Genomic DNA, 12,470 nt, shown 5'->3' with positions numbered 1-12,470 from the left:
CCCACGCCCGCCACGCTGATCGACCCCCCGTGCCGATGGAGATGGACGATGACACTTCCCGCGCAACGGTCCCGGCGCGCGCCGAACCGGAACGGCACCGCGCTGCGAGTGCTGCTCGCGGTCGCCCTGCTGGTCCCGGCCGGCGTGCTGTTCAGCTCGACCTGGCGGAGCAACGACGACCAGTTGGCGGTCGCCGAGCGCGAACGGCACGGGGTCGAGTACCTGCGCTCGCTCGGACAGCTCACGCTGGCCCTGGTGGACGCGCAGTCCGGTGCCGTGGCCGGTCGGTCGGCAGCCGCCGCCGCACTGCGTACCGCGGTCGAGCAGACCAGCGCGATCGACGTCCGGTACGGCGCCGAACTGCGTACCAGCGAACGCTGGGCGGGGCTGCACGCCAAGATCGAGGCGCTGCCCGACCGCCCGCCGGCCAACCGCCAGGAGTCCTGGTCCACCTACACCGAGACCACCGACCTGCTGCTGGCGCTGTACGCCAAGGTGCGGGAGACGTCCGGACTGATCCGCGACCCGGAGTCGGACTCGTTCCACCTCCAGGACGCGGTGGCCGAGGAGCTGCCGGAGGCGCTGGTCGCGGCCGGCCGCCTCGCCGACCGTACGGTGCTGGCGAGCGCCCGCTCGGCCGACCGGCTGCGTACCGCCGCCGACCTGGCGCTGGCTCGGGCCGCCGTGCTCGAGCCGGCGGACGACCTGGTCGACAACCTGCGTGCGGCGGTGGAGAACACCAGCAGCCGAAGCCTCGGCGGCAACCTGCTCAGCCGGCTCGACGGCTACCAGCGCGCGGTCGAGGATCTGGCCCGGCTCACCCGGGACCCGGCGGCGGCGGACCCGATCCAGGTGGGTGCCGCCCGGTCCGCCGCGCAACTCGCCGGCTCCGGCCTTGGCACGATCATCCTGGCCGAACTCGACATGCTGCTCCGGGACCGGGCCGACGGGCTGACCGGCGACCGGCGGATCGCCGTCGGCGCGCTGGCGCTGACCGTACTGCTGGTCCTCGCCGTCGCCGCGTTGCCGCTGCTGGCCGCCCGGACCGCCGCACGTGGTGCCGCCGCGCGGGCCGAGGCCGACGACGCGGCCGACGCCGGACTCCGCCCCGCCGCCGGCACCGAGCCCGGGTCACCGCCGACCGGGCCGCCGCCGCTGGCCGAGTCGCCGCTGCCGGCCGGCGGCCTGGGGCCGCTGCCCGAGCGCCGGCCGCTCCGTCCGGACCAGGGCGGCGACCCGGGCCGGCGGTCCCCGCTGGCGGACTGGCAGGACCCGGTACCGGCCGGCCAGTCGACAGGCCCGGACAGCCAGGCGCCGTGGGGACGTCCCGATGCTCGATAGGCTCCGGATCCGTGGCCGGCTGGCCCTGCTCGTCATCCTTCCGCTGCTCAGCACCATCGGCCTCGCCGTGCCGGTGCTGGTGGACCGGATCGGGTCGGCCCGGAAGGCGGCCGACACCGCCGAGACGGTACGCCGGGCCGGTCGGGTCGGCACCCTCGTGCAGGATCTCCAGCGGGAACGGCTGCTCTCCATCGGCTACCTGCTGAACCTGGTCGAGCGCACCGAGTTGGTGCAGCAGACCGCGCAGGTCGGTGACCGGATCGCCGACCTGCGTACCGAGCACGATGTCGAGCTGACCACGCGGATCGAGGACGCCGTCGACGGCGTACGGCGGCTCGCCGAGGTGCGGGCCGGCGTACTGGCCCGACGGGCCAACCCCGACCAGGTGCTGGCCGCCTACGGACAGGTGCACGCCGCACTGATCGACTCGCTCCGGCTGGGCTGGGGCGCGGACGCGACCAGGCCCGAGGGGCGCCAGATGATCGCCCTGGACGCGGTGCTCCGCACCGACGAGGGGATCAGCACGGCGGCCACCCTGATCGTGCTGCTCGCCGGCACCCGGAGCACCGCCGTCGGCACCGCGTACGTCAGCGTGATGTCCCGGCTGGACGCACACCTGGAGCGGTTCCGCAGCTTCGCCACCCCGGCCCAGAACGACCTGTACAACCTGATCGAGCGGGCCACGGCGGCCCGGACCAGCCCGGAGTTCTCGGCCGGCGGCGTCGTCGACCCGGCCGAGGCGATCGCCGCGCTGGGCCTGGAGGGGACCTTCCCGGCCGCCTCCTCGCTGATCACGCTCGGCCAGTTCATCGAGAAGAAGATCGTCACCGACGTGGTCGCCGAGGTAACCGACCAGCGGCAGCGGGCCATCGTCGAGGCGTACGTCGTCGGGCTGCTGGTGCTGCTGATCATCGCGCTGATGATGCTGCTCAGCCTGGCCGTGGCGCGTACGGTCGCCCGGCCGCTGACCCGGCTGACCGTCTCCGCCGACCGGATGGCCCGGGCCGCCGAGGAGGAACTGACCCGGATCGTCGACGACGAGTCGGAGTCGTACCACCCGATCCGGCTCGACCCGGTCGACGTGGACGGCCGCGACGAGATCGGCGACCTGGCCCGGGCCTTCGAACGGGTGCAGGGCACCGCCGCCCGGCTGGTGGAGCGGCAGTCCGCCAGCCGGCGCAACGTGGCGCAGATGTTCGGGCACGTCGGCCGGCGTACCCAGAACCTGGTCGGCCGGCAGATCGCCCTGATCGACCGGCTGGAGCACCGGGAGACCGACCCGGGCCGGCTCCAACACCTGTACCGGCTCGACCACGTCTCCAGCCGACTGCGCCGCAACGCCAGCAGCCTGGTGGTGCTCTCCGGCGGTGCCGGCGGCGACGGGCACGTCGCACCGCTGCCGCTCGGTGACGTGGTCCGGCTGGCGCTCGGCGAGATCGAGGACTTCACCCGGGTCGACGTGCAGGTCCGGCTCGACGTCGGGGTGGCGCCGGGGGTCATCGGCGACCTGGTGCTGACCCTCGCCGAGCTGATGGAGAACGCCACCGCCTTCTCCCCGCCGCACACCCGGGTCAGCGTGCTCGCCGAGGTGATCCCCGGTGGGGTACGCCTCAACCTGGTCGACCACGGCATCGGGATGACTCCGGAGCGGCTGGCCGAGGAGAACGCCCGGCTGACCCGGCGCGAGCGGCTCGACCTCGTCCCGACCGAGGTGCTCGGGCTCTTCGTGGTGGGCCGGCTGGCCCGCCGGCACGGCTGGCGGGTCACCCTCTCGGCGACCACGCCCGGCGGCGGGGTCACCGTCGGGGTGGAGATCGACGACCGCTTGCTGGTCACCCGGCGTCCGGAACCCGAGGTGCCGACACCCCGGGCAGCCGCCTCGGCACCGCTGCCGGTCCGCCCGATCACCGTCCCGACGGCGGGCCCACCGCCCGCCCGGCCGGTACCCGCGACCGTCGCACCGGCACCGGCGTTTCCGCCGGCAGTCGCCCCGGCGGTCGGGACGGCACCCGCCGTCGCGCCGGCACCGGTGCCCACGACCCCGGAACCGACGCCGGTACCCGTGCCCCCGGTACCCGCGACTCCGGCGCCGGCCCCCGCCACCGCCACCGCCACGCCGGCACCGACGTTCGGGCTGCCCGAACTGATGCCGGTGGCGGTACCGGCCGGACCGGTCTTCGACGAGGAACTGATCCGCCGGGCCACCCGGTCGCTCACCGACGGCCAGCCCTGGAACGCCTTCCTGGCCCGCCCGGCCGCCAGCGCCGACCCAGGTACCGGCGGCACCGGTGCGCAGCCGGTCGCCCAGCCGGCCGGCCCTGGTCCGCTGGGCGACCGGCCCGGCGTCCCGGCGACGGCGGCCGGCCCGGCGACCTCCGGCGGGTCGGTCATGCCGCCCCCCGCCGACAGCAGCCCGGGACCCGCACCGTCCGGCCCCGGCACCGGGCTGCGCCAGCGGGTCCCGGGCGCCCAACTTCCGAACACCCCCGCCCCGACCCGACCCGAGCCGACCCCGGCCGACCCGTCGGTCGTCCGGGCCCTGATCGAGGAGTTCGAGGCCGGGGTACGCCGGGCGCAGCGCGAGCAGCAGCCCCGGCCGGACGGCCCGGAGCCCCGACCGGAGCCGACCGGCACCGCACCCGGTCATCCACACCAGGCAGCGCCCCGACCGGTGCACCCCGGTCCGGCGCAGTCCGACCCGCGCCCGCCGGCAGCAGTCACCCCGCCCGCAGTCAGCTCACCGGCAGCCACCCCGCCGGAGCGGACCGGCCCGCGTGCCGAAGCCGGCAACCTCGGGCCGGCAGGATCGGCGACCCGGCCCAACGGCGCCGGGCCGGCAGCGGGTACGCCCACCGCCTCGGCGGGCGCTCCGCCTCGACTCAACCGGCGGGTCCCCGGGGCCAACCTCAGCGTCCCGCTGCCGACCACCCCGCTCGGCCAGGCGCCGTCCGTCTCCGCCCCACCGGACGACCCCGACAAGGTCCGCGAGCTGATGATGCAGTTCGAGTCCGGCGTCGCCCGCGCGCTGAGCGAAGTCCGCACCGATCATCGCCACGAAGAGGGAACCCCACGATGAGCACTCCCTTCATCCGTACCGAGCAGGACCAGCAGGCAGCGAGCACCGGCGAGTTGAGCCAGGAGGCGCGCACCTTCAACTGGCTGCTGGACTCGTTCACGTCCGGCACGGCCGGCGTAAAGGAGGCGATCGCGGTCTCCTCCGACGGGCTGCTGATGGCCATGTCGTCGATCAAGGACCGGTCCAACGCGGAGCGACTCGCCGCGGTGGTCTCCGGGATGACGAGCCTGGCCAGCGGAGCCGCCAACTGGTACACGCTGGGCGCGCTCAACCGGGTGGTGGTGGACATGACCGACGGCTACCTGCTGGTCAGCGCGATCAGCAGCGGTTCGGTCCTCGGGGTGGTCGCCGACCGGTCGGCCAACCTCGGCACCGTCGCCTACGAGATGACCCTGTTCGCCGGTCGGGCCGGAGGCGCGCTCACCCCTCGGCTGATCGTCGAACTGAAGAACTCCGTCCAGTCGTGACCACGGGTGCTGCGGTGGACGGCCAGCCACGCCGTACGCCGCGCGACGACCCGGGGCGGGGTGAGGGGCCGGCATGACCGAGCGGAGCGAGGGCATCGGCGAGCCCGGCCGTCGGCCTGCCGGCGGGGAACGGAGCGAGTCGCCGGAACCGGAGCCGGAGACCGCGCCGGAGATACTGTCGACGGTCCGGATCCGCCCCTACCTCCAGGCCGCGCTGGCGGAGGAGGAGGCCGAGCCGGAGGCCGACACCGGGGAGCTGCCGACGGTGGCGCCGGTGCCGACCGGGCTGCGCCCGTTCGTGCTGACCTCCGGACGGGTCGCCGGGGCCGATCCGGCGATCGGGTTGGAGACCCAGGTGACGGCCAGGATCGACGGCATGTCCTGGACCAGCCCGCCGGTCGACCGGCTCTCCTCGGAACTCCAGGAAATCGTCGCGCTGTGCGTCGAGCCGATGTCCGTGGCGGAGATCTCCGCGCGGCTGCGGATGCATCTCGGCGTCACCAAGATCCTGGTCGGTGACCTGCGGGCCGCCGGCCACCTCGACGTACACGTCTGTGCCGTCGAGGATGCCCACGACCCCGACCTCATTATGCGAGTGATCGATGGACTTCGTGCGATCTCCTGACTGGCCCGCCTCGCCGCCGGCCGGCCCACTGGCGAACAGCGCACCCGGCCGGTACGGCAGCCCGGCGGGACACGGCCTCGCGGCCGGGCGTGCGCTGCCGGCCGGGTACGCCCCGCCCGCCCGCCATGTCCCGCCCCGGCACGCCCGGGACGCCGGAGGCGACCCGGCCGGGGCGAGCCGGCCCGAGCAGCGGCGGGGCACCGCGCCGCCGATCCCGGTGAAGATCCTCATCGCCGGGGGCTTCGGGGTCGGCAAGACCACCACGGTCGGCGCCATCTCGGAGATCGCGCCGCTGACCACCGAGGCGGAGATGACCACCGCCGGAATCGGCGTCGACGACCCGGGAATCCGGTCCGAGAAGACCACCACCACGGTGGCGATGGACTTCGGGTGCGTGACCATCGACCGCAGCCTGAAGCTGTACCTCTTCGGCACGCCGGGACAGTCCCGGTTCGGGTTCATGTGGGACGACCTGGCCCGGGGCGCGCTCGGGGCGCTGGTGGTGGTGGACTCGTCCCGGCTCGACGACTGCTATCCCGCCATCGACTACTTCGAACGGGCCCGGCTACCCTTCGTCGTCGCGGTCAACGCGTTCGACGGCCAGATCGCGCACGACCTGACGGCGATCCGCTGGGCACTGGCGATCGGGGAACACGTCCCGTTGGTCCAGTTCGACGCCCGAGATCGACTTTCGGTACGCGACGCCCTACTGATCGTGCTGGATCGGGCCCTGGATCGAGCGATCCGGGAGCGGGACACTTAGCCCGCGACGGTCCGCCGCCACGGGTCGGTGGCGGGCCGGGGAAGGTGACACGATGAGGGGCGAACTGGACGACGCACTGGCACGGATGGAGCGCCGGGAGGCGCTGCAACGGCGGCGGGCCCAGGAGGCGGCGGCCCGGGCCGGATCACCGGTCGACGAGGTGACCGAGGCGGTACTACGAGTCGTCGCGCAGCATCCGAACGTGGCGGTCACGATGTGGGTCGCCGACGGGCCGAAGATCTCGGCGATGCACGTGGCCTGGACGGACGGCGAGGTGACCGTACGACCGGCGGCCGAGCCGGCGCTGCCGAGCGCCGGGCAGCCGCCGCACTCCTGGCCGATGTCGGTCCGGACGGTGCCGAGCTGGGCGGCTCCGGAGGACCCACCGGCACCGGACGCCGCCGCCCGGCTCGCCGACCTGATCCGGCGGGACCCGTCCCTGCTCGGCCCCGACGACCATCCCTGACCCAGCGCGGTGGTGGCGTCCGCCTCCGCTGTCGGCCCCGACGGGCGCGGCTGAGCCGGCGTGTTGACGCTGTTTCGGCGGCGGTGACCGGTCGACCGACGCCGTCGACGGGCGACGGAGGTCCGTGACCGGAACCGGACTGCCGGTCACGGGGCGTCGTCGTGTCCCGGCGGCTGGCTCCCGGTCGGTACTCTCGGCCGGTGACGGGTCGGGATCTCACGCTCACCGCCAGCCTGCGGCCGGCCGCGCTGGACGCCCGCCGGGGCATCGTCCGGCTGCATCCGGAGGTGCTCACCGCGCTGGGCCTGCACCCCGGCGCCCCGGTACGCCTCACCGGGCGCCGGAGCACCGCCGGGATCGTGGCCCGGGCGGAGCCGTCCGCCAGCCGCGCCCTGCTCTACGCCGACGACCTGGTCCTCGGCAACCTCGGCGTACGGGACGGCAGTCAGGTCACCGTCGCGCCGACCCCGGTGGTGGCCGCCCGTCGGGTGGTGTTGACCGGGCCGCCGGAGATCGTCGCCGTCGTCTCGCCGGAGATGCTCCGCCTCGCACTGCTGGGCAAGATGGTGACCGCCGGTGACGACGTCTCCCTGCTGCCCCAGGACGTACTCCCCGACGCGGCGGTGCGGACCCTGGTGGAGGCGGCCCGGCGCAGTCTGGCGAACACCGTCGGCTACGCCTGGACCAGCACCCTGCTGACGGTCACCTCGGCGGAGTCCGCGACCGGACCGACCGGTCCGGGTGGGCTGACCGGATCGACCGGTCCGACCGGGCTGGCCGACACGGACGGCGGGACCGGTTCGGTGCTGGTCACCATGGACAGCGTGGTCGGCTGGCAGGACGGCCACGCCACGCACGGCACCACGGCGGCCGAGGTGCGGGCGGTGACCGCCGGCCCGTCCCCGGGGGCGGCGACCGGGCCGGTGCCGGATCCGGCGCCCGGCCTGGACGAGCTGCCCGGACTGCGGGCCCAGGCCGAGGAGCTGACCGAACTGCTGGACCTCGGCTTCCACCACCGCGAGGTGCTGGGCCGGCTGGGCACCACGGTCTCGCTCGGCGTACTGCTGACCGGTCCCGCAGGCTCGGGCAAGTCGGCGCTGGTCCGGGCGGTGGCCGGCGCGGTGGGTGCCCGGTTCGCCGCGATCTGGGCGCCCGAGGTCGCCGCGCTTACCAACGACGCCGCCGCCCGCCGGCTGCGCGAGGCCGCCGCCTCGGTCCGGGAGACACCGCCCGCAGTGCTGCTGGTCTCCGACGTCGAGGCGCTGGCCCCGCGCGACACACCCAACCCGGTGGGTACGGTCTTCCGCCAACTGCTCGCCGAGACGGTACGTGCCGGAGCGGCCGTGGTCTGCACGACCAGCCGCCCCGAGTCGGTGGACCCGGCACTGCGCGCCCCCGACCTGCTCTCGCTGGAGATCGCGATCCCGTTGCCGGACGCCGCGCTGCGGCGGGAGCAGTTGACGGTGCTGACCCGGGGGATGCCGCTGGCCGAGGACGTCCGGCTGGACGAGGTGGCCGCCCGTACCCCCGGATTCGTCGCCGCTGACCTGGCCGCGCTGGCCCGGGAGGCCGGGGTACGCGCCGCGCTGCGGCAGAAGGAGGCGACCGCCCCGACGGTGGCGATGGCGGACTTCTCGGCGGCGCTGGAGGTGGTCCGGCCGACGTCGATGGCCGAGTCCTCGATGCTGGAGCTGGCCGACGTGACCCTGGACGACGTCGGGGACATGGCCGAGGTCAAGGAGGTGTTGACCGAGTCGGTGCTGTGGCCGCTGAACTATCCGGACACCTTCGCCCGGCTCGGCGTGCAGCCACCGCGCGGCGTACTGCTCTACGGGCCGCCGGGCTGTGGCAAGACGTTCCTGGTCAGCGCGCTGGCCGGTACCGGTCGGGCGAACGTGCTGTCGGTGAAGGGCGCGGAACTGCTCTCGAAGTGGGTGGGCGAGAGCGAGCGGGCGGTCCGGGAGCTGTTCCGCCGGGCCCGGGAGGCTGCCCCGACCCTGGTCTTCCTGGACGAGGTCGACGCGCTCGCCCCGGTACGCGGCCAGGCCACCGACGGCGGCACCACCGACCGGGTGGTCGCGGCGCTGCTCACCGAACTGGACGGGGTGGAGCCGCTGCGCAACGTGGTGGTGATCGGCGCGACGAACCGGCCGGACCTGGTGGACCCGGCGCTGCTCCGGCCGGGCCGGCTGGAACGGCTGGTCTACGTACCGCCGCCGGACGCCGCCGCCCGGGCCGAGATCCTGAAGGCGGCGGCCCGGTCGGTGCCGCTGGCCGAGGAGGTGGAGTTGGCGTCCCTGGCCGAGGAGCTGGACGGCTTCTCCGCAGCCGACTGTGCGGCGCTGGTCCGGGAGGCGGCGCTGGCGGCGATGCGGGAGTCGCTGGAGGCCAGTACGGTGCACGCCGGACATGTGGCCAGCGCCCGGGACCGGGTCCGGCCGTCCCTGGACCCGACCCAGGTCGCCTGGCTGGCCGCCTACGCCGCACAGCGGTGACACCAATGCCGTCAGTTCGGCCCCGATCCCGTGCGGCAGGCTCGGGCCGGTCCCGCACGGCAGGGTCGGGCCGCTCGGGCCGGTACTCGTTCTCGGAGGAGGGTGACCTCGGATGACGTCCCGGTCCGCCGACGCCGGCCGGCCGCTGCGCGCCGACGCGCAGCGCAACCGGGCCCGGATCCTGGCCGCCGCCGAAGAGGTGTTCGCCGAGTACGGGGCGGCGGCGTCGACGGAGGAGGTGGCGGCCCGGGCCGGGGTCGCCATCGGTACGGTCTTCCGACACTTTTCCACCAAGGACGACCTGCTCGCCGCGATCATGAAGAACCTGCTCGCCCAACTGGTCGAGGAGGCGGCGATCCTGTCCCGCGACAACCCGACCGGCACCGGGCTGGGTACGTTCTTCGGCCGGACCGTCGAGCAGGCCGCGACGAAGAAGCCGGTCGCCGACCTGCTGGCCCGGACCGGTGTCGAGATCCAGCTCCCGGCGGTACTGGACGTCCTCGGAGAGGCGGTACACGGGCTGCTGCGTCAGGCACAGGACGCCGGCCTCGTTGACCGGCGGGTACGCCTGCCGGAGGTGATGGCGCTGCTCGCCGGCCTGTGCCAGGGTGCCCTGCACGGCAACTGGGACGCCGGGCTGCGGGAGCGCACCCTGGAGATCGTCTTCGCCGGCCTGCGCCCGGGCGCGGTCGACTGATCCGCGTCGCCGTGCCGGCCTCACCAGGCGCCGGCCACGTCCTCGCTGACCCCGAGCCGGATCTCGGCCCGGATCGCCGTACCGTCGCCGTGGCCGTCGCCGGTGTCGTCGCCGAGCACCGCGCCGCAGCGGCGCAGCAGGTTCAGCGCGGGCAGGTTGTCCGCCCGGGTCTCGGCCACCACCCGCCGGGCGCCGGCCTGGACCGCCTCGGCGAGCAGCAGCCGCAGCGCGATCAGTCCGATGCCCTGGCCCCGGGTGGACTTGCCGAGCCACATCCCGGTCTCCAGGGTGCCCGGCTCGGCACGCCGCCGGCCCAGCCGGACCATGCCGACCACGTCGCCGTCCTGGACGATCGCGTACATCAGGTTGCCGGTCGGCCCGTCCAGGCCGCCGAAGTTCGCCCGGTGGAACTCCCGGAAGGCGTCGCGGCGGGCCTGTGACCAGCCGGCCGGCGCCTCGACCGGGGGCATCACCTCGTCCGGCTCCGCCTCGGCGACCGCCACCGACAGCAGCGGTTCGAGATTCTGCTCGTCTACCGGCGTCAGCCGTACCTCACGAGTCACGGCTCCGATGCTTCTCGCCGGGGCGCCGCCGCGTCCACCGGTTTGTCAGGTCCGCGCCGTTCGGGCCACCCCGACCCGACCGGTGACCCCCTCACCGACTGGCTGGTCGTGCCGGCTCCGGCACCGGCCGGCGGACCCGGAACGCACCCCGGACGGGCAGGGTAGGCGCCGCGCCGAACCGCAGCAGGCTGGCGATCACCGACACCGCCGGCTCAGGACGCCCTGATGGCCACCGCCACCTGCTCCGGGAGCGGGTACGGCCGCTCGGCGGGGAGCAGCGCACTCGCCGCGTCCCGCTCCCCGGCCCGCAGGTGTGTCCGGATCGCCTGCGCGACCGCCGTGACGTCACGAATCTCGACGGTCCACTCGTCGACGTACCGCTCGACGGCCGGGCCGCTCAGCCCGACCTGGAGGGACCGGTACGGCAGCGGCGCCAGCTCAAGCGAGCGCTCCGGATCCCACTGCACGCGTACCGGGCTGGTCTTCAGCCGCGCTGCCCAGTCCGACCGGCTCGGATAGCGGTCCCGGTCGTAGTGGCTCAGGCAGGCCCGGCCGAGCGCCCACTCGAAGCCGTCCCGAGTGATCTCGACCGCGAGTACCCGCTCCTGACCGGGCTTCCCCGCCCAGCCGCAGCGGTACATCATCCACCGGAAGGACGGCTTGATCCAGGTCATCCGCTCCCGCTTGAACGGGGCGACGAATCGGCCGGCAGCCAACGCGGGCTCGGCGATCACCGGCGAGTACGCCTGGTAGACCGTGATCGTCTCGTCGGTGAAGCCGGCCCGGACCTGCCGCTGCGGGATCGTCACGACGCCGATCGTCGCCGTACCCGACGACCACCGCCACCCGTTTCCCACCCGGCCCCCGCGCCCCCACCCGGGCCGACCGGTGCTCAGTCGTCGAACTCGCAGAGCACGGCGGTCGCGTCGTCGTACCGTTTGAAGCCGCCGCGCTGATGGCCGTCGCCGGCCTCCACCAGCCGTACCCGGCGGATCAGCTCGCCCGGCCCGGCCTCGGTGAGCAGGTCGAGCAGGCCCCGCCAGTCGAAGAGGCCGAACTGTTCGACCGCGACCGAGGCGCCGTCGGTCAGCAGCGCGGCCCGGCGTACCCGGTCCGGCCCGCGCAGCGGCAGGGTGCCGGCGACCGCGTGGTACGCCGCGTCGGGATTGGCGGCGGCGACCCAGTACCCGTGGGTCTGGTTCATCTGCTCCCGCTGCAACGACACCGACCGGCGGAACCGGGTTGCCGGGTCCGCCTCGCCACCGATCCGGGCCACGGTGTGCGCCTTCTGCCGCAGGTCGGCCATTGCCGTGCCGAGCCGCTCGTCGGAGATCACCTGGATCCGCTCGCCGAGGTCGAGTACCAGTGGGCTGTCGCAGAGCACCAGGTAGTCGACGGAGTCCCCGCCGTGCCGGAGCAGGCAGACGGTGGCCGACGGGGTGCCGGGATGATCCAGGTCGCAGGCACCGTCGTGGTCGGCACGTACCGCGAGGATGGCGGCGGCGAGGTTGCCGGTCAGCGCGGCGGCGGGCCGGTCGGCGGCGGCCAGGCCGAGCCGTGCCGCGAGCCGCCGGACGTACCAGGCCGGTCCGTGTACGCAGCCGGTGTCGAAACCCTCCGGCACCGTCGCCCCGTCGAGTACGCCGACCAGTTCCCCGTACCGGAAGACGTGGTCCTCGTTCTCCAGCCGCCCCGGCGCCGGCACCGAGGCCGAGCGCACCCGCATCATCGGCGGAATCCCGGCTGGTCCCGGCCTGGCGGTGTCATCGGCGGCTCCCGGCGCTGCGACGGATGGATCTGCGTCCTGTCCGCGGGGTGGGTCTGCGTCCTGTCCACGGGATGGACCTGCGTCCTGTCTACCGCGAATCGCCACCCGGCCCGGCAGGAATCGACGGGTCACCGATATCCGATCGCTCGCTCGGCGGCCGGTCGGGCGGGGCGGCCCGAACGCCTCCGCCACCGGTCGCGCCGGAGCGG

At 74.6% G+C, this 12,470-nt stretch carries 11 protein-coding genes; 8 read left to right on the top strand and 3 right to left on the bottom strand.

The genetic code is table 11. The features are described from left to right. The first annotated feature begins 48 nt into the window (after positions 1–48). The 8 genes from Pen02_RS01465 to Pen02_RS01430 all read left to right on the top strand — a co-directional run bounded on the left by Pen02_RS01465 (position 49) and on the right by Pen02_RS01430 (position 9,930). On the top strand, positions 49–1,341 hold the full coding sequence (locus tag Pen02_RS01465) for a hypothetical protein (RefSeq protein ID WP_203864036.1): 1,293 nt from the start codon (positions 49–51) through the stop codon (positions 1,339–1,341). After that, entirely contained in the window at positions 1,331–4,417 is a 3,087-nt protein-coding gene (locus tag Pen02_RS01460; protein WP_203864035.1) for a sensor histidine kinase, read from the top strand. The genes Pen02_RS01465 and Pen02_RS01460 overlap by 11 nt, the downstream gene beginning before the upstream one ends. Next, positions 4,414–4,884 (top strand): roadblock/LC7 domain-containing protein, encoded by a 471-nt coding sequence (locus Pen02_RS01455; RefSeq protein ID WP_203864034.1) that lies wholly within the window; start codon positions 4,414–4,416, stop codon positions 4,882–4,884. The genes Pen02_RS01460 and Pen02_RS01455 overlap by 4 nt, the downstream gene beginning before the upstream one ends. A 73-nt stretch (positions 4,885–4,957) precedes the next feature. After that, positions 4,958–5,509 (top strand): DUF742 domain-containing protein, encoded by a 552-nt coding sequence (locus tag Pen02_RS01450; RefSeq protein ID WP_203864033.1) that lies wholly within the window; start codon positions 4,958–4,960, stop codon positions 5,507–5,509. After that, a complete protein-coding gene (locus Pen02_RS01445; RefSeq protein WP_203864032.1) occupies positions 5,487–6,272 on the top strand; it encodes a GTP-binding protein in 786 nt (261 codons plus the stop codon). Before Pen02_RS01450 ends, Pen02_RS01445 begins: the two co-directional genes overlap by 23 nt. A gap of 52 nt (positions 6,273–6,324) precedes the next feature. Continuing rightward, entirely contained in the window at positions 6,325–6,738 is a 414-nt protein-coding gene (locus Pen02_RS01440) for a hypothetical protein (RefSeq protein ID WP_203864031.1), read from the top strand. A gap of 200 nt (positions 6,739–6,938) precedes the next feature. Further along, positions 6,939–9,233 carry an AAA family ATPase gene (locus Pen02_RS01435; RefSeq protein ID WP_203864030.1) on the top strand — a complete coding sequence of 765 codons (2,295 nt, stop codon included), beginning with the start codon at positions 6,939–6,941 and terminating at the stop codon, positions 9,231–9,233. Positions 9,234–9,345: 112 nt separating this feature from the next. Further along, positions 9,346–9,930, top strand: coding sequence for a TetR/AcrR family transcriptional regulator (locus Pen02_RS01430; protein WP_203864029.1), 585 nt, complete (start codon positions 9,346–9,348; stop codon positions 9,928–9,930). 20 nt (positions 9,931–9,950) lie between these two features. Here Pen02_RS01430 and Pen02_RS01425 read toward each other — a convergent pair whose 3' ends face one another. From Pen02_RS01425 to Pen02_RS01415, 3 genes are all read right to left on the bottom strand, one after another. Further along, the gene (locus Pen02_RS01425) at positions 9,951–10,493 is read right to left on the bottom strand and encodes a GNAT family N-acetyltransferase (protein WP_203864028.1); all 543 of its coding nucleotides are present in this window, start codon (positions 10,491–10,493) and stop codon (positions 9,951–9,953) included. 212 nt (positions 10,494–10,705) lie between these two features. After that, on the bottom strand, positions 10,706–11,302 hold the full coding sequence (locus tag Pen02_RS01420; RefSeq protein WP_203864027.1) for a DUF4291 domain-containing protein: 597 nt from the start codon (positions 11,300–11,302) through the stop codon (positions 10,706–10,708). Positions 11,303–11,385: 83 nt separating this feature from the next. Beyond that, the gene (locus Pen02_RS01415; RefSeq protein ID WP_239139869.1) at positions 11,386–12,222 is read right to left on the bottom strand and encodes a hypothetical protein; all 837 of its coding nucleotides are present in this window, start codon (positions 12,220–12,222) and stop codon (positions 11,386–11,388) included. Positions 12,223–12,470 lie beyond the last annotated feature (248 nt).

The organism is Plantactinospora endophytica, assembly GCF_016862915.1.
GTDB lineage: Bacteria > Actinomycetota > Actinomycetes > Mycobacteriales > Micromonosporaceae > Plantactinospora > Plantactinospora endophytica.
Note: the sequence above shows the minus strand (reverse complement) of the source record. Positions and strands in the feature narration are given on the sequence as shown.